The sequence below is a fragment of the Tolypothrix campylonemoides VB511288_2 genome, assembly GCF_045999855.1.
Classification (GTDB): domain Bacteria; phylum Cyanobacteriota; class Cyanobacteriia; order Cyanobacteriales; family Nostocaceae; genus Scytonema; species Scytonema bouteillei_A.
This window is the reverse complement of the sequence record NZ_JBFPMW010000002.1, coordinates 712,516-729,482: the sequence shown is the minus strand read 5'-3', so window position 1 is coordinate 729,482 and position 16,967 is coordinate 712,516. Positions and strand designations below refer to the sequence as shown.

At 41.1% G+C, this 16,967-nt stretch carries 15 protein-coding genes; 9 read left to right on the top strand and 6 right to left on the bottom strand.

Features of this window, described 5'->3' with window-relative positions; all coding sequences use genetic code 11:
* The first annotated feature begins 4 nt into the window (after positions 1 to 4).
* A complete protein-coding gene (locus AB0756_RS07565; RefSeq protein ID WP_038089079.1) occupies positions 5 to 409 on the top strand; it encodes an NIL domain-containing protein in 405 nt (134 codons plus the stop codon).
* Here the strand turns inward: AB0756_RS07565 and AB0756_RS07560 are convergent.
* Positions 399 to 1,481 (bottom strand): DUF3616 domain-containing protein, encoded by a 1,083-nt coding sequence (locus AB0756_RS07560; RefSeq protein WP_038088941.1) that lies wholly within the window; start codon positions 1,479 to 1,481, stop codon positions 399 to 401. The two genes, AB0756_RS07565 and AB0756_RS07560, sit on opposite strands and share 11 nt — an antisense overlap.
* A gap of 517 nt (positions 1,482 to 1,998) precedes the next feature.
* Here AB0756_RS07560 and AB0756_RS07555 point away from each other — a divergent pair.
* Positions 1,999 to 2,970: a CHAD domain-containing protein gene (locus tag AB0756_RS07555; protein WP_038088938.1), complete on the top strand. Its 972-nt coding sequence runs from the start codon at positions 1,999 to 2,001 to the stop codon at positions 2,968 to 2,970.
* Positions 2,971 to 3,161: 191 nt separating this feature from the next.
* Here AB0756_RS07555 and AB0756_RS07550 read toward each other — a convergent pair whose 3' ends face one another.
* Positions 3,162 to 3,656 carry an ureidoglycolate lyase gene (locus tag AB0756_RS07550; RefSeq protein ID WP_038088935.1) on the bottom strand — a complete coding sequence of 165 codons (495 nt, stop codon included), beginning with the start codon at positions 3,654 to 3,656 and terminating at the stop codon, positions 3,162 to 3,164.
* A gap of 75 nt (positions 3,657 to 3,731) precedes the next feature.
* Between AB0756_RS07550 and AB0756_RS07545 the strand changes: the two genes are divergently transcribed.
* Positions 3,732 to 4,775, top strand: coding sequence for a BMP family protein (locus AB0756_RS07545; protein ID WP_038088932.1), 1,044 nt, complete (start codon positions 3,732 to 3,734; stop codon positions 4,773 to 4,775).
* A 32-nt stretch (positions 4,776 to 4,807) separates the two neighbouring features.
* Entirely contained in the window at positions 4,808 to 6,142 is a 1,335-nt protein-coding gene (locus AB0756_RS07540; RefSeq protein WP_038088930.1) for an LLM class flavin-dependent oxidoreductase, read from the top strand.
* Between the two features lie 296 nt (positions 6,143 to 6,438).
* On the opposite strand, the gene AB0756_RS07535 is transcribed toward AB0756_RS07540, so the two are convergent.
* On the bottom strand, positions 6,439 to 7,296 hold the full coding sequence (locus AB0756_RS07535; RefSeq protein WP_038088928.1) for a hypothetical protein: 858 nt from the start codon (positions 7,294 to 7,296) through the stop codon (positions 6,439 to 6,441).
* A 605-nt stretch (positions 7,297 to 7,901) separates the two neighbouring features.
* The gene (locus AB0756_RS07530; protein WP_050046393.1) at positions 7,902 to 8,396 is read right to left on the bottom strand and encodes a pentapeptide repeat-containing protein; all 495 of its coding nucleotides are present in this window, start codon (positions 8,394 to 8,396) and stop codon (positions 7,902 to 7,904) included.
* A 382-nt stretch (positions 8,397 to 8,778) separates the two neighbouring features.
* Between AB0756_RS07530 and AB0756_RS07525 the strand changes: the two genes are divergently transcribed.
* Entirely contained in the window at positions 8,779 to 9,861 is a 1,083-nt protein-coding gene (locus AB0756_RS07525) for a spore photoproduct lyase family protein (RefSeq protein ID WP_050046392.1), read from the top strand.
* Between the two features lie 298 nt (positions 9,862 to 10,159).
* Here AB0756_RS07525 and AB0756_RS07520 read toward each other — a convergent pair whose 3' ends face one another.
* Together AB0756_RS07520 and AB0756_RS07515 are read right to left on the bottom strand one after the other, a co-directional pair.
* On the bottom strand, positions 10,160 to 11,035 hold the full coding sequence (locus tag AB0756_RS07520; RefSeq protein ID WP_038088923.1) for a bile acid:sodium symporter family protein: 876 nt from the start codon (positions 11,033 to 11,035) through the stop codon (positions 10,160 to 10,162).
* A 193-nt stretch (positions 11,036 to 11,228) separates the two neighbouring features.
* On the bottom strand, positions 11,229 to 13,589 hold the full coding sequence (locus AB0756_RS07515) for an arylsulfatase (protein ID WP_038088920.1): 2,361 nt from the start codon (positions 13,587 to 13,589) through the stop codon (positions 11,229 to 11,231).
* A gap of 230 nt (positions 13,590 to 13,819) precedes the next feature.
* Between AB0756_RS07515 and AB0756_RS07510 the strand changes: the two genes are divergently transcribed.
* The 4 genes from AB0756_RS07510 (at position 13,820) to AB0756_RS07495 (ending at position 16,829) form a co-directional block, all read left to right on the top strand.
* The gene (locus AB0756_RS07510; RefSeq protein ID WP_237265835.1) at positions 13,820 to 14,200 is read left to right on the top strand and encodes an MFS transporter; all 381 of its coding nucleotides are present in this window, start codon (positions 13,820 to 13,822) and stop codon (positions 14,198 to 14,200) included.
* 41 nt (positions 14,201 to 14,241) lie between these two features.
* On the top strand, positions 14,242 to 14,415 hold the full coding sequence (locus AB0756_RS07505) for a hypothetical protein (RefSeq protein WP_202048587.1): 174 nt from the start codon (positions 14,242 to 14,244) through the stop codon (positions 14,413 to 14,415).
* A 678-nt stretch (positions 14,416 to 15,093) separates the two neighbouring features.
* Positions 15,094 to 15,465 (top strand): hypothetical protein, encoded by a 372-nt coding sequence (locus AB0756_RS07500; protein ID WP_050046390.1) that lies wholly within the window; start codon positions 15,094 to 15,096, stop codon positions 15,463 to 15,465.
* Between the two features lie 959 nt (positions 15,466 to 16,424).
* Positions 16,425 to 16,829, top strand: coding sequence for a fasciclin domain-containing protein (locus AB0756_RS07495; RefSeq protein ID WP_038089072.1), 405 nt, complete (start codon positions 16,425 to 16,427; stop codon positions 16,827 to 16,829).
* Positions 16,830 to 16,967 lie beyond the last annotated feature (138 nt).

The window sequence follows — 16,967 nt, the reverse complement described above, 5'->3', positions numbered from 1 at the left end:
AAACGTGAAAAAACGAGTTACCCTGTCTTTTCCCAGACGTGTCGTTCAAATGCCAGTTACTTACCGATTGGCGCGAGACTTTAATGTCGCAGCAAATATCATCCGCGCTCAAGTCGCTCCCAACCAAATTGGTAAATTGGTAGTGGAACTGTCTGGCGATATTGATGAATTGGATGCAGCAATAGAGTGGATGCGATCGCAAAATATCAATGTTTCTCAGGCATTAGGAGAAATCATAATTGATGAAGACTTGTGCGTTCATTGCGGTTTGTGTACGGGCGTCTGTCCCACAGAAGCCCTGAACCTAGACACACATAGTTACAAGCTGACATTTACGCGATCGCGCTGTATTGTTTGCGAACAGTGTATTCCCACTTGTCCGGTACAAGCAATATCAACTAACTTGTAGCCTCTAACTTAAATACATCTGCCATCACGCCTGTCTCGCCCACCAGCCGCTTTTTACTGGGAGAGTCATAAACTACCAGTAATGAAGGAACCCCAGTGATATCTTGATATGGAGTTATTCCTTCTGCGTGGTCGTCTCTATTGCCATATGGAATATCAAGTACAAGTTTTGGATAATGCAAGATATTGTCTTGCAAATTTCCATCATTTTTCCAACTATACACTTGTACGGGACCATCTAAATCCATAGTAGGTCCTGCTAAGATAATAAACTCTTGACCGTTAAAAAAGATATCTCTTATTCCCAAACCATTTAAAGAAAGGAAGTACTTTTTATACCTCTGTCCTTCTTCTCCGATTTTTTTTAATTTCATCAGTCCGGGGCTAGAGTCTTCTAATTCTATTTCTAGAACGATCGCCCAGCCCCGCAATACGGGACCGCGCAAACCCAAAAAAATTTTATTTTGATAAACAGTGATTCCCTCAACATCAAAACCATTGTCTTTTCCAGGAATTGCTGCTTGCACAAAAAAGCCTAAATGGGAATCGTTGACTAGTGCTTCCATTAGCAAGTTACCGTTTTTAGTGACTTCCAATTTGGCTGCAGACAATATTTTCTGGGGTTCTGTAGGGTGAGGATGGGATGTAAATAATTCTCCATCTATATAGGGAATACGTCCTATGAAATATCTATTAGGTTCTGATTCAACTTTGGCCAGTCTTTTAATATTTTTTTCCTCTGATTTATCAAGCTTGGGTTTTTTGCGTTTATAGCTATGAGAACCAACAAGCCATAAATAATGTTCGTTAAGAGCAAGCCCTTCTATATCGATCTCTTCTTCTTCTGGCGCTGGTAAATTTATAAAATTTGCCACCCGAAATTGTTTGTGTTCTCCAAATTGATTATTTTCTTTTAAAGAGAGACGCTCAAGAGTTGAGGTTTCATCTGAACCCAGCCATAGATATTTTTCTTTCGTAAATAGAACCGCAGAAAGATCGTCTCTATGTTTTGTAAAGTTATTGTTACTGAATGCGAGCAGGACCTGATGTATCAAAGAAGGTGTATTTTGCATTTTACATGAATCGAGCGGTCTTCAAAGGTTTTGTTGTTGCCTGTACAACTATAGCATCAGTATTTACCGTAAGCTTTTTATAAGAATGGGTCTTACCCAATATCAACGGTATTGTGGAGCTTCTACGCGTTGTAGATTCCCAAACCACCTTAAAAAGGTGAGCTATATGTAATACCATTTCACCAAACGATCGCTACACAACGAGCCCCCTAGTACCTATAAATAAAAGGAGGTTGGGAGAATCGCATTTGTCTCAAAGATACGCGGGAATTGGTAGAAGTCCTAATTAAGCCACAAATCAATAAAGTAGTTGAATAAACTTAAGAATCTTTCATATGGATGAGTACAACTGATAGAAAAAGACACTAAAGTAATAGAAAAAGCTAAAATATACGTTAAAAAAATCTAAAGAAATAATAGGCTCGGCTATCAAAGCACTATGTACATTTTTAACTAAATGATACTATTCAATAATTTCGTGCAATCAAATATTGGTATTGTAGGTGTATCAACTACTATGACATTAGCTTCAAAACCGAAACTAAAAAAAACTCTAGGAAATTGTGCTCATTCAGCCCTTCAAAAACATTTGAAGAAAACCGTAAAGTGGGAATCAGCAGTTAAAAAAGATAAAGATCCCGAAGCATTGCATCAAATGAGAGTAGGAATGCGGCGCTTGCGTACTAGTGTAACTAGCTTTGCTCCGGCTTTAGATTTGCCAAAAGCAGCTAGCAATAAAAATATTGGGAAAATAGCACGTTGCTTGGGCAATCTTAGAGATTTGGATGTGCTTAAAGAAACTTTGGAAAATCTGTATCAACCGCGTTTACCTCGGAAAGAACAGGAACAATTGCAAACTGCTTTGGATGTGTTGGGCAAACAACGTGAGAATGCTGTCTCTGACGTAAAAGCAACTTTAAAAGATGAACGTTACAAGTCTCTCAAAGAGAAATTGCAAGAGTGGTTAGAAGAACCAATATATCAACCACTTGGATGTATGGCAATTGAGCAAGTGTTACCAGATTTACTTTTGCCCGAAATTAGTGAATTTTTGTTGCATCCGGGATGGCTGATTGGAACACAGTTAGAGGAAACAGAAATTGTTATTTCCAAAAATTTGAAAGCAGCAAAAGTAGAGCAACAATTGGCAGACAATGGGGAAACTCTTCACAGTTTGCGGAAACAAGCCAAACGCCTGCGCTACCAGATGGAACTATTTACTGACATATATGATGAGCCTTACACGGCGTATATGCAAGACATCAAAAGCATTCAAGAAATTTTGGGGGGAATGCAAGATAGCGTTGTTTTGGCAGGATGGCTCGGTCATGCTTTGAAATCTGATGTTCAAACTCAGTTACCCGCACTTGCAGGTTTGCTAGCAGAGAATCGCTATCAGTTATGGCAGCAATGGCAACCTTTACAAGAGCGATATCTAAAAGCTGAGACAAGGCAAAGATTTCATTCCATGATTTTACAAGTCGTTTGATGCAGTGGCGGGAACGCTCCCCCTCACCTTCAGCCCAACTCCCTCAACGGAGTTAAGGGCTCACTTTATATATGGCGAGGAGCTTAGCACGCGTGTATTTTTTTATATATTTCTATGCTGCTTTTATTCAGTTCTTGAGGAAAGTGCTTCTCAAAACAGAATTTAAGCAATCTTTTACGGTGCATTCAAAATTACACCATCTCGAATTCCACATTATGACTCTTGAGAAAATCGTGAGTGAAATGGTCTACAACATTGGTATCGCTCAATTCTAAATTATAAAAATTTACAACTTCATGTTCAAAGTAAGGTCCGGCATGCCAAGTTCCTACTTCTAACTTTATAAAGCAATTTCCTGGGATACGAAAAGCTGCAATATCCTCTAAGACTGGTTCGTTCGCACTATTCTTAGGAGGACAAACTCCCATCAACCAATCTTTTCCTTCCAATGAACCCAAGCATTGAGTGCATTGAACGTGGCGGGTGATTTTATGAAATTTCCGCCCTCTACTTTGCAATTGCATGATATAAAAGCGTGGGATGCCTTTATCTAATAGCAATTGAGCATCTTCTCCATCAAAGTGTTTCCCGTCTTGGCTGGGAAAAATCACTTGTCCGTAGCGGCGAAAGTTCTCAGGGGTTATCCATTGAGCCTGTAACTGCTGAACTGTCTTTGATGTTGTCATGGATCGTTACGTTAGATGGAAAATTGTGGCTTTCTCCTTTATTCTTTATACTTTATACCTCGTGAGAGTATATCTATGACGGCAAACTTTAGCAGGCGTCAGTTTTTTTTATACAGTTCAGCTACCTTAAGCACTAGTTTATTATTGAAAGCTTGCAGTAATAATACAGCAAACACAGGAGATAGTGGAGGATTTAAGATGGCGATCGCACTTCCTGGAGCGATCGCAGATAAAGCCTGGAACCAATCTGGTTATGAGGGCTTACAGCTAGCCAAACAAAAACTGGGTGCGGAAACGGCTTATGTTGAACAAGTTCCACAAGCAGACCAAACAGAAGCACTTTCAGATTTTGCACGTCGGGGGTATAACCTGATTGTTGCTCATGGAGGTCAATTTGATGCGGCAATTAAACAGGTTGCACCCAAGTTTCCCAAAACCTTTTTTCTTGGTGTCAATGGAGCTGTTAGCGGTACCAACATAGCTTCTTTGAGAATAGATCACCTCCAAGCAAGCTACGTCTGTGGAATTATCGGTGCATTAATGACGAAATCTAATAAGTTAGCATATATTGCAGGACAAGAATTTGAAGCAACTCAACAAGAATTTCGTGGTTTTGAATTGGGGGCAAAATCCGTCAAACCCAATATTAAAATTAGCTCTACATTTACAGGCGATTGGAATGATGTTGCTAAAGCAAAAGAAGCAACTGTTGCAATTATTTCTTCCGGTGCTGATGTTATCTATCAGTGGTTGGACAATGCCTCACCTGCTGTCCTGCAAACAGCTAGTGAAAAAGGAGTTTATGCTTTTGGTAACACTCTAGATCAGTTAGAAGTTGCACCAAAAGCTGTTTTGACAAGTGCTGTTAAACGGTTGGATTTAGCAATAGCTTTTTTAGCAGAACTAGCAAAACAAAATCAACTTAAAGGTCAAATTTACACGATAGGTTTAGAAAAATCAGATATACTAAAGTTAGGGAATTTTGGCACGATGGTTCCAAAACCAGTTCAAGAGAAGGCGTTAACCACAATTCAAGAAATTGTTAATAAGAAAATTACTTTTGAAAAATGTCAAGAAGGTGGCAAAAATACCCGTTGTGTGAAAAAAGTAGGAGTATAACACGCAGGCTAGACCATGCCTGAGGAGGGCTAATGAGCAGTAAGAAGCAGTTGAAACTGGGCGCTTTCATGCGTCCCGTTAGCATACATACAGGCGCTTGGCGCTATCCTGGAGCTTTGCCTGATGCCAATTTCAACTTCCCAGCGCTGAAACGTTTTATCCAGAAACTAGAGCAGGGCAAATTTGATGCATTCTTCATGGCCGATCACTTGGCGGTTCTCAATATGCCGATCGACGCGCTCAAGCGCAGCCACACCGTCACTTCGTTCGAGCCTTTTACCCTGCTTTCTGCTCTCGCAAGCGTCACCGAACATATCGGGTTGATAGCCAGCGCTTCCACAACCTATGACCAGCCTTTCCACGTTGCTCGCCGCTTCGCGTCTGTTGACCATATTAGTGGCGGTCGCGCCGGATGGAACATCGTTACCACATACAATCCAGATGCAGCCCTCAACTTCGGCTTGGAAGAAGAGTTAGAGCATGACGAACGCTACGTCAGAGCTAGGGAATTTTATGATGTCGTAACAGGTCTTTGGGATTCCTTCGCTGACGATGCGTTCATCCAGGACGTGGGATCGGGGATTTATTTCGATCCCGCAAAACTTCACATTCTGGGTCATAAGGGAAAATATTTTTCGGTGCGGGGACCATTGAATATTGCTAGACCTGTTCAGGGGTGGCCAGTCATAGTTCAGGCGGGAGCCTCTGAAGCAGGACGGCAGTTAGCTGCCGAAACTGCTGAGGTTGTGTTTGCACCAGCTGGGAATCTGGAGGCAGGCAAGGCGTTATTTGCAGATATTAAGGGGCGAGGGCGGGCGATCGGACGCGATCCAGAAAGCATTAAAATTCTTCCAGGTGCTTTGGTTATCGTAGGTGAAACCGTTGCAGAGGCGCATGCCAAGCGTACACATTTGGATAGCTTAGTACACTATGACAGTAGAATAGCCAGCCTGAATATCGCACTTGGCTACGACGTTTCGGGCTTCGACCCGGACGGTCCCTTGCCTGAAATCCCGCACACCAACGGCAGCCAGAGCGGGCGAGAACGAGCGATCGCACTGGCGCAACGCGAGAACCTGACCATTCGACAGCTAGCTCAACGCATCAGTGGTTACGGCGGGCTGGCGTTTGTTGGTACCCCCCAAACTATCGCCGATGAAATGGAGCAATGGCTCATTGAGGAAGGATCTGACGGCTTCAACGTCATGTTTCCTTTTGTTCCTGAAGGACTGAATGATTTCGTTGACAGGGTTGTGCCAGAACTCCAACGACGTGGGATCTTCCGTCAGGATTATGAGGGCAAAACGCTGCGCGAAAATCTGGGACTTGCCCGCCCTGCCAACCGCTTCTTCGAGACCGCTCATTAAATTGATTGGAGAAAACGAATTGTTTATTATACGGAATAGAAAGAATCATGCTACAAATAGATGATTTTAGAGGATAGTTAGGGATGTCAGGAGTGTTAAAGATAGAGATTAAAGCATCTTTAGAAGAACTCAAAGAATTAATATCCTCAAAAAAAACAGGACAGAGCAAAGAAAGATTACAAGTGTTATATTGACTCAAAAGTACACAAAGTCAAACTGTAGATGAATTAGCAGCCTTGACTCAAATCTAGAATTTATCTAGTGCTTCATTATCAATTATTACGGCTACGCAGTTGTTATATTCCTCTGTGCGTTGAATGTGGTGATGCTGTTTGTTTTTGGCAATTTCTATAAAAGATAAAAGCAGCATAACTGCTAAAGGCAACAGCTATGAATCCCGAAAAATACTTCGCACGACTGCGACTACTCAAATTAACTTTAGGGGTGATAGTCCAATAACTGTCGCTAATGACAGTTCCTTGCTTTTCTAACCAGGTTTTCACTACTCCTTCTCCACCCTCAGTCACAAATCCACTCACCGTTACTGTTTCACTTTTTGGATCTTGGTGAACATACTCTTCAATATCACCCTTGTCTAATGAAATAATCAGATGAACCGGGGCGTTCGACTGAGAATTTTCTCTCAATGGAATATAGACTCTAGGCATACTAGTTCCCTTTTGTGTTACTAACACATTGGGGTCTGGATAGCCTGAAATATTGGCGTAAAAACTGTGTTCGGCAATTTTTCCGTCAGTTAGTTGAGCGATGTTAATCGTACCGATATCTTTGCCGAATGATTGCGCTAATGTAATATTCAGTACAACAAACCCGATAATTAAAATAATTATCGGCACAAGCGCATTTTGTAGAAGTCGGTTTTTTGTCAAATCATCAATTACATTCCACTCAGCAGAAAAGTTTTTATCTGGATTTTGGCTTTGAACTCGATTACGTAAATAAGTTATGAACGATATAACTGGAATATGAAGGATTATTAAACTTACAGATGACCACTGCTTACCAAATAGACTTATTTGCATTTCTCCCAAAAATTGCACTGGCCCAATATAGTGAAAGTGCCAATATATTGTCAGTGCAAGATAGGCACAATACGCAAGAGATAAATATTTAAATTTTTGATTGTTGCTCATTTGTTAAATTTTGATCGCTGCTTACTTGTTAACCTAAAAGAGGTTAAATCGAGATCCGTACTTAAACGCAAATAGAAAGGGGCAGATATAGCAAACAGTGCAATGTAGCGATCTCTAATTTCAGGGCTGTGGTAGCAAGAGATACTGGGGCAAAAGCAACGGGGGCAGCCTTCTTCGCAACGAGTTTTTAAATTTTTGTCTGGAAATTAGTAAAAACAAACAGACTAGAAAAATTTTTCAACGCTTTTTTTGAAGTACGTTTGCAATATATCAGTATTATAATTTTTGGTGAAAATTCCCCAACAGCAGCATAACTATTTTTGATAAAAATAGCTCTGTTGCAGTCACCATATGACTTAGAAACAATTTTTAAGCAAATCTTTAGTTCCCCACCCATTCAATCAATTAGGACTATATCGCCCTGTTATTAACAACAAAACAAAGCCGAATGGAGAAATTGGCAAACATGGCGGTTAACTGTTAGTGAAATTGAAGATTTAGTAGCACTCGACTTCTTTTCAAATATTCCTGACGACGTTGAGGAGATAATCGAGTCCGACATGGGACCTGTTATTTCTCTTGCTTCTCTCTTAGCAGATCCAGAGCTAACGGCTGTCTACCCAGTTGGAAACATCGTTGATGATAGCGCCATCAGGCATAATGGTATTACGAAAAAGAGTTCCGTCGTCACCGCTAACTCCTTGGAAGAAAGCATCACTGAGATTAGCTCCCGTCAAGTCAGCACGGTCAAATATGGTCAGGGACATTTGAGTTTCCCTCAAATCAGCGTTCGTGAGGTTGACAGCAGTAAAGTCAGTCATTTCCAGGTTAGCACCTCTCAAGTTGGCGTTAGACAAATCGGCACAACCCAGTTCAGCCTTAGTCAAATCAGCACCGCTCAGATTTGCTCCAGTCAAATTAACATAAGCCAAGCAAGCTCTGGACAAATTAGCCCCACTGAGGTCAATATCGCTCAGAACGTTCTGAGTGGGATCGTAGTCACAGATATCAGCAATGCTAAGAACAGCCCCACTCAAGTCAACTCCAGAGAAATCTCGCTCAAGAGCAGCATAGCGCCTGTACAATTCTTCTCCATCCATAACTCAATTCCTGCATTAACTAACACCTATAAAGATAATCTACTAAACCTCTTCGATCCCACCTTAGAGGGATATCTGGCTATTTTACCTGCTTATCAAAGGTAAGGTTTTGGTAGCCAGCTTGTTGGCATCGAGCTTTATTATTGATGGAATAGTGCAGCAGTAGATACGTGGCAGATACTTAACAGTATTTCGTGACCAGTCAAAACACAAAACTACTACTTTTAATTGGGGTAACCCGTACCAAGGGTAGAAATAAGATGAATTTTTCCTCCTTTACAATAGAGATATGTCAGAAAGAAAACTATTATTCAATACTCTTCATTAATTCCCTCGCAATAATATTTCATTTCTTTCCCGTCTTCTCTACTCCCTCATTGAAATGATTGCAAGTACTGTCTCAACACCAAAAGCACCTTCCGTGCGAGAACCGAAATTATGGATGCCAGAACGAGTTTTGTTTACACCAGCTGCTCTGGATGAACCTTGGGGACAGCAAATTCTTCAACGACTGCAGTCTTATAATTTACCGATAGAGGAGTTACCGCGAAATCGCCTTACAGGTTTGCGCGGTGAATCCGAACGTGAAACTTATGATATCGCCAAGCGTACTCTTGCAGTTGTGACGGCTCCGCCTAGTTCCTTCAAGCTTAGCCCCATCCCACCATCTGCTGATTGGCAATTTCACATTGCAGAAGGTTGTCCGGCGCACTGTCAATACTGTTATCTTGCAGGAAGTTTGCAAGGTCCACCAGTCATTCGCGTATTTGCTAACTTACCTCAAATATTGGAGAATTTAGCAGGATACGAGCAACCGGATAAGGCAACATCTTATGAAGCAAGCTGTTATACCGATCCCTTGGGTATTGAACACCTTACGGGTAGCCTTGCTGAATGCATTCGTTATTTTGGGACTCGCGATCGCGCCTATTTACGTTGCGTATCCAAGTTTGATGCAGTGGATAAACTTCTTGAGATACCGCATAACGGTCATACCCGCTTTCGCATGAGTGTGAATGCTGCTCCTGTTTCCGGTCGATTTGAGGGTGGGACTGCATCAGTACCGTCACGACTTATGGCATTGCGAAAGCTAGCCCTACCACAAGAGAGTGGTGGTGGCGGTTATCCCGTTGGTTTGGTTATTGCACCAATTATGCTTGTAGATGATTGGCAATCTTCTTACGAGCGCTTGTTTGACCAGATAAGTGAAGCGTTAGATTTTGATTGCGACCTCACTTTTGAACTGATCTCGCACCGCTTTACACCAGGATCGAAAGAAGTTTTGCAAACTTGGTATCCCCAATCAAAGCTAGATATGGATGAAGATAAGCGCAGTGTTAAACGCAATAAGTTTGGTGGAACCAAGTATGTTTATGAAGCTGACGCGATGAAGACATTACGCCGCTATTTTGAGAGTGAGATTCAAAGACGTTTTCCAAAAGCCAAAATTCTATATTGGACGTAGAGTGGAAAGGGAGTACTAGGGACAAGACCTTTGCCAATTTCTCAAAAACCCTACAGACTCCAAGTCTGTAGCTATATAAAAGAAGCCCACTCGCGTGAGCTAAAACCATTAGCCCTTGCCTTGCGGGCTAATTTTGTATAGCCCCATTCTTTGAGAGTGAGGGCATTTTGGCAGATGAAAACTATGCATATCTAGACAAATCTTTGAAGTAGTTGTCCGCATTCATCTGTAGTTCCATAACTTTTACAACAAACTTTCTCATCACTTTGATACCCGGAGAATGCTTTTTTGATTTTCTTTAAGAGACTTCTACCTGTTTGACCTCTTGAGTCTGTACTTGGTCAAGTGCTGGTAACTTTTGCCCCAAAATCATCACTATTACCATCATTAATAAACTCGTTACCATAATGACGCTCACCACATTTGGATCTTCAAAATTACTCGTACCTATTAACAATGCGGCGGCGAAATTGCGTTGAGCGGTTCCTACTCCTAGTACTCTCTGGGTATCAATACTAGGACCGCCTAGAAGATAACCCACAGTAAAGGAGAAGACAATAAAAATGGCACAAACAAAGATGACACCAGTTTTTAATAAAAAAATAATCTCGTTAAAGTGTACTATCAGCCTCACGACTAAACCTAGAATTAAGCCAAAATTAGATATTTTCAAGGCTATTGTTTGAATATTAAAAGCGTTCGCTTCATATTTTGCCTTAATTAATAACCCAATTCCCAAGGGGATTAACATCAGAAATATTAAGGGTTTGGCAATATCCCAAGAGTTAACTTGTACGCCTTGTAAAACTAATGGTAGTACGAGCGGCATATAAAAGACTGTACCGAACATTAACAACATCATCAGTCCTGTAGAAAAAGCTAAATTTCCCTTGACTATTTGGGCAAGTTTGGGTAATGCTGGAGGACCAGATGCTAATGCCATGACAATTAAACCATCTTTTACGGGTTCTGTAAGAGGTATGACTTGCAGCAGTAAATACACAAAAAGTGGCACTAAGACAAAGTTGGTCAGCAACGAGAAAGTTACCAAACGAACATTACAAAGAGGTTGCCAAATTTGTTGTACAGTTAACTTTAACCCTGTTCCAAACATTGTAGCAACAACAAATGCTAGAAAGGCTATTTTGTCAAGCACTGGGATAATTTCATGCATAAATTTTTAATTTTTTACTGGTTATAAAATATTTTTTTATTCCGATAATGACACAAGAAAGAGGTAATTGATGAATTCTACCGTTTCTCCAAATGTTGGCAGTAGACGATCCCCCTAGCCACTCTTAAAAGGGGAATTTCTGAAAGTTAATGTGTCGCTTTAATTTAGAGAATTGGTATTACCTCTTTATGATTTAATTCAAATTCAAGGTAACTTTCTGTAAATTACCTGTGAATGCAAATGGAACTTGATAAGTTTCACTTGCAGGAGTACCTGTATCTCGACCAACATCAAAGGTTTCATCTAATGCCAATCGATAGGGTACAGTTTTTTGAATTCGACCTTCAGCTACCTGTCGATCGTTGATAAATAACTTCCCAGTTCCTCCTGCACCAACCTCACCGCCATCGCAATCAAAATCAAATCTGATTGTTGATTTCCCTGGAAGTAGTTTTTCAGAAGATTGAATTACATAACGTTCTGCATTGACGAAGTTGTAGAGATATGTCGGTTTACTCTTTTCTAAAAAAAAGCTCCAACCAGCAAAACGTCCCCCTTGGGTTAATAGCACACCTTCTGCACCACGTTCTGGAATCTCCACATCAGCAGTGATGGTGAAGGATCTATTTTTCAAACTTGGTGCGCTCCCTTCTGGAATGGGTGCTACACCAGAATAGTAAGTAAAAGTTTTCTGTCCGGAGGCTGGAGAGGGACGGCTGGTGACATCAAACCGTTCAGAAATGCGATCGTCTAATGGCAAAACTTTATATTGACGGGCTTGTGATAAAAACAATTCTTGCAGTTTTGCCAGTTTCTGAGGATTTTCAGCCGCTAGGTTATTGGCTTCACTAAAATCTTCTTCAATGTTGTACAGTTCCCAAGGGTCTTGTTGGAAATCAGCATTAATTGTACCTTGCCAAGGTAATCGAGGATGACGAGCGGCGGCTATCCATCCTCGATCGTAAATAGCGCGGTTGCCAAACATCTCGAAATACTGGGTTTTACGATGGGAAGGTGCATCAGGATTATCGAAGGTGTAGGCTAAGCTAGTTCCTTCTAGTTTCTGTTGCTTTACTCCGTTAACTTCAGTCGGTACAGTAATTCCTGCAACCTCTAATATCGTGGGAGTAATATCGATTACATGATGGAATTGACTTCGGATTCCACCACGATCTTTAATGCGCTCGCCCCAAGCGACAATCAAGGGATTACGAGTACCGCCGAAGTGAGAGGCGATTTGTTTTGTCCATTGAAAAGGGGTAGCGCCTGCCCATGCCCAGGCTGCATGATAGTGATTAAAGGTTTTGGCACTACCTAAATCATTCAATGAAGCCAGCAGTTGCTCTCGACTTTCAGGTACTTTATTGAAAACTCTTAATTCATTGATACTACCTGCTAAACCGCCCTCTGCACTAGCACCATTATCTCCAACAATATAGAAAATAATCGTATTATCCAATTCACCAATTTGGTCGATCGCATTAATTAATCTGCCAACTTCAAAGTCAGTCTGTGCTAAAAAGCCTGCAAACACTTCCATTTCATGGGCATAAATTCTTTGTTCATCTTTAGATAAGGAATCCCAAGCAGGAAGTTCTTTAGGACGGGGTGTAAGCTGTGCATTAGCCGGAATTACGCCTAGTTGTTTTTGACGGGCAAAGGTTTCTTCTCGCAAACGATCCCAGCCTTCATCAAATTTCCCTTTATATTTGTCTATCCAGGCTTTGGGGGCATGGTGGGGCGCATGGGTAGCACCAGTCGCTAAATAGGTGAATGTTGGTTTATCAGGGGCTATGGATTGTTGAGAGCGAATCCAGGCGATCGCACGATCTACTAGATCTGAAGTCAAATGGTAATCGGGGTTATTCATTGGTGGTGCAACCCGTTTAGTATTCTCTACTAAAGCCGGACTCCATTGATTGGTATCACCACCTAAAAAACCGTAAAAATACTCGAATCCCAACCCTGCTGGCCAGCGATCGAAAGGACCAGCTGCGCTAGTTTCATAATCTGGCGTGTTGTGCCATTTACCGAAAGCAGCAGTATTATAACCATTTTGCCGCAATATTTCTGCTACTGTAGCAGCACTCTTAGGTAAGATAGTTGTGTACCCGGGAAAGCCTGTTGCTAATTCCTCAACAACTCCCGTACTCACTGAGTGATGATTGCGTCCAGTCAACAAAGCTGCTCGTGTAGGGGAACAAAGGGCTGTGGTATGGAATTGGTTGTAACGCAATCCTCTTTCTGCTAAGCGAGTCAGATTTGGTGTTTCTACAAGTCCACCAAAGGTACTTGCTTGCCCAAAGCCCACATCATCAAGCAGTACTAACAGCACATTCGGGGCTTTTTCTGGTGCAGCGATTGGGGCGGGAAAGTCTGGTGTTGACTCGGGATAAGTGGTGCCGATTTTACCCTGAAAGAACGGTTGGGGAACAGGCAGTACCTTGGCTGTATCTGCTAGAGCAGGGCTAATAAGGGTGGCTAAGCTGATGACAACAGATACGGCGATACTTGTTGCGAGCAAAGCGAACGCCCGTAGAATTAAACGTAGCATGCATTCAATAACCTAATTACTTCAAGTTTTGCGCTTGGTGCTGTTCTACAAGGGAACGGGAACAGGGAAACAAAGCTTTAATTGTTTGAAAGGCTAATAATTAGAGTATCATATCGGTTACAGCTAACAATCACAAATAAATCAGCTTTTTAGGGATATCCAAGAAATAAATTATTCATCTTGTGGGACGGGCGTCCTCGCCCGTTCTTTATTAGTAACGGGCTAGAAGCTTGTGTCCTATTGCGATCGGGATTGGACTCATTGCCTTTGCACTATCGACAGAGGTCTTGCTTTCGTTGTTGATGCTAGTGGTGGTTGGCGGCGGTGGAATACTTCAGGTTTCTTGCAGTAACACGATTGTCCAAACCCTAGTAGAAGACGATAAGCGTGGCAAGGTGATGAGTCTTTATTCTCTTGCTATGATTGGCACGTTACTTTTAGGTAACTTAATAGCTGGTAGTCTAGCACACTACATTGGCGCTCCTAATACAACAATCAGAAGTGGTATTGTTTGCCTTTTAGAATCGGTTTGGTTTGCGCGACACTTACCCCTTCTCACAAGTTGGATTGTTAATCGAACTAGCCACAATTTAAAAAGTACGGTAAACTGATAGAATAATAGTAAAATAGAAATAAACTCTGAAAAATTCTTATGAGCAACGAGCACATAAAAGTAAAACAGGTAACTGGTTTCATTGGTGCTGAAATTAGTAGTGTCAATCGTTTGCGATCGCAAGCGGTTGAAGGTGAGCCGTTCGGTGTCGAAGCCCCAAACATCGTACAGAAGAAAGCAGAGAAGGTAGAAGCAGAACCAGTACTTTCGTAAGCTACAGATATTAAAAAAACCTGCCTTCGGAGGTTTCGTTTATATAGCCGCGATTTCTAATCGCTTGGGCTGAATTAAATTTTACTCAAAATTCAATTATGATTGCTAGAGTACAGAGCAAAAAGCCATAGAAACTGCTTTCAAAGCATTAGAATTACTTATTTTAAAAAGCAATTAATAAATGAATCAATCATAATACACTCATTTGATTGTAATTTGCTACAATCCTATATCTTTAATAAGATATAGGATTGGTATTTTATTTCTGAAAAACCGACCTACTTTTGAAGAGATATAAAATCAAATGTAGTGTTTTGGAGAAATTAGTCAATTTTTTATAAACTGAGCTAATCGAAATAGTACTAAACTATATTTCTAAATTTAAAAACTCAATTTTTTAATATAAATGGAGAAGATAGTATTTGGGGGTAGTTGCAATCTCTAACTGGAGAAAGAAGAGTCCTTGCAGGCAGAATGGCATTATGAAATTAAGTAAAGCTTAACTTTGACTCAATCTACTTTGGTTGGAAAAAGATTCAAGCTAATAGATTCCGATCTAATTCCAAAAAGATAGTTTAAGTCAGAGTCAAGAAGCTAAACTCATATTGCTAATTTTAAGCCACTGCCTACAAGGTATTAAATACGGCTTTTAACTCAATTCTTTACTCCAATAAGAACATGAAACGTTTAATTTTTGGTAGCTTATCTGCGTTGTTGCTCTCTACTTCTACTCTGCCTGTTTTTGCCACTGAAAAGACATCGGTCAATCGTGTGGAATCGAGCAATACTCAATCAAGTATTACTCAACTAGAACCTTTAGAGCTTGTTAATTTAGCTTATCAAGGTTACTTTAGTCAACAAGGAATTCCTGGCTATAGTGATTTTCTTCTGGCTATTCGACAAAAAGAAATTAGTGCTGAAGATATTGTTCAAGTCGCTGTTAATACCAGAAAAGTACCATCACAAGCTTTGAGTGATGAAGAATATTTAAATGCAGTTAAAGTCAAAGTAGATGCATTAGCTAACACCGCAGATGGAAGTTTTAATTAGTCATAAAAGAATTAACAGGAACCAAATGAGAAATAGATTTAGCATTAGCCGAAGCTGTAGCTAGATAAACTAACTGTGTTCCAGCCGCTTGTGCAAAAACTAGCGGCGATTCGTCTGTAGATGCAATATCAAGTCCACCTGCATTCAAAGCTTCTAATTGTTGAGGATCTGCTGCAAATTCAGGGCATTCTAGCTTATATCTAAGATATTCTAATCTTTTTTAAAGAGTGCCTTGTTTTTCTAAGATTGCGAGTGAAGTCAGTTATTTAGCGCGTACTACTCTTACGACTTTTATATCTCTAGCAGCAAGTTTTGTACTACCTGTATTAAGTGTAGATGCTTTTTCTTGCTTTTGAGTACTCTTTACCGATTGCTTGCTACTAAATAAAAAAGTAGCGATTACAAGGCTATAACCTACAGGCATCTGCCAAGCGAGGTGGAGCCTTCCTTATGGCGTTCCCACGCGGAGCGTGAGAACCTTCGTGCCACGCTTCGCTATCAGGACTGGACTCACCAGTCGCCAGGACGTGAGAAAACCCTCCGGGTTCGCCCTTCTCCTTACGGAGACGCTAAGCGCAAAGCGCACGCTCCGCGACGAACGCGTTGCAAAGCTATGCCCGCAGGGCTATACGGGTATCTCAGGAGCACAGACGCTATGTGCAAGGCACACGCTTCGTGATGCCTTTATGCCATGCCCGAAGGGCTATATGCCAGTCCCCAGGGCGCAGGAAACTTGTCTACAGGGCTGGACTCACCGCCTACACGGACTTAATCATAAAGGGGGTACAAGAGGCGGATTTAGTATTACCCGTCAACAATTCCTTAGAGCCTAAATTTGTAAATTTAAATTACTTGTAGGTGCATAAAAATATATTACATAAATCCTATCGATTTACTGTAGATTTTTAACTTTCATAATGTTACAGTATTTAACAGATTCAAGAAAACAGGTGAAACACATGGCTGACATTGTTGATACTGCTGTTAATGCCGGTTCCTTTAACACTCTAGTTGCTGCAGTTAAAGCTGCCAATTTAGTAGATACACTAAAAGGCGCTGGTCCATTCACTGTTTTTGCGCCTACAGATGAAGCTTTTGCTAAGCTTCCAGAAGGTACGGTAGACGGATTACTTCAAGACATTCCAAAGCTCACACAAATCTTGACCTATCACGTTGTTCCTGGCAAAGTGACTTCATCTGAAGTAGTTAACTTAACTTCAGCGACTACTGTTGAAGGATCGTCCGTGAAAATTGATGCTTCTAATGGTGGCGTCAAGGTGAATGATGCAATAGTTACAACACCTGATGTTACTGCTGATAACGGTGTTATCCATGTCATTGACAAAGTGTTGCTTCCTGCATAAGCGATCATCCCATATTGGCAAATATAGCTTCAGAATAGAATTCTGGAGCTACACAAACGCTCGTCCACGGAGGTGGACTTAATATGAAGTCCTTGTCTTGCGGACGATCGCTTGTATAACCACGATTTCAATCGCTCA

Excerpts from the sequence above, each read along its gene's own strand:
- AB0756_RS07540 (WP_038088930.1), top strand. The coding sequence starts at position 4,808 with ATGAGCAGTAAGAAGCAGTTGAAACTGGGCGCTTTCATGCGTCCCGTT.
- AB0756_RS07500 (WP_050046390.1), top strand. The coding sequence starts at position 15,094 with ATGAAACGTTTAATTTTTGGTAGCTTATCTGCGTTGTTGCTCTCTACT.
- AB0756_RS07535 (WP_038088928.1), bottom strand. The coding sequence starts at position 7,296 with ATGAGCAACAATCAAAAATTTAAATATTTATCTCTTGCGTATTGTGCC.
- AB0756_RS07545 (WP_038088932.1), top strand. The coding sequence starts at position 3,732 with ATGACGGCAAACTTTAGCAGGCGTCAGTTTTTTTTATACAGTTCAGCT.
- AB0756_RS07530 (WP_050046393.1), bottom strand. The coding sequence starts at position 8,396 with ATGGATGGAGAAGAATTGTACAGGCGCTATGCTGCTCTTGAGCGAGAT.
- AB0756_RS07520 (WP_038088923.1), bottom strand. The coding sequence starts at position 11,035 with ATGCATGAAATTATCCCAGTGCTTGACAAAATAGCCTTTCTAGCATTT.
- AB0756_RS07555 (WP_038088938.1), top strand. The coding sequence starts at position 1,999 with ATGACATTAGCTTCAAAACCGAAACTAAAAAAAACTCTAGGAAATTGT.
- AB0756_RS07525 (WP_050046392.1), top strand. The coding sequence starts at position 8,779 with ATGATTGCAAGTACTGTCTCAACACCAAAAGCACCTTCCGTGCGAGAA.
- AB0756_RS07550 (WP_038088935.1), bottom strand. The coding sequence starts at position 3,656 with ATGACAACATCAAAGACAGTTCAGCAGTTACAGGCTCAATGGATAACC.
- AB0756_RS07495 (WP_038089072.1), top strand. The coding sequence starts at position 16,425 with ATGGCTGACATTGTTGATACTGCTGTTAATGCCGGTTCCTTTAACACT.
- AB0756_RS07505 (WP_202048587.1), top strand. The coding sequence starts at position 14,242 with ATGAGCAACGAGCACATAAAAGTAAAACAGGTAACTGGTTTCATTGGT.
- AB0756_RS07515 (WP_038088920.1), bottom strand. The coding sequence starts at position 13,589 with ATGCTACGTTTAATTCTACGGGCGTTCGCTTTGCTCGCAACAAGTATC.
- AB0756_RS07560 (WP_038088941.1), bottom strand. The coding sequence starts at position 1,481 with ATGCAAAATACACCTTCTTTGATACATCAGGTCCTGCTCGCATTCAGT.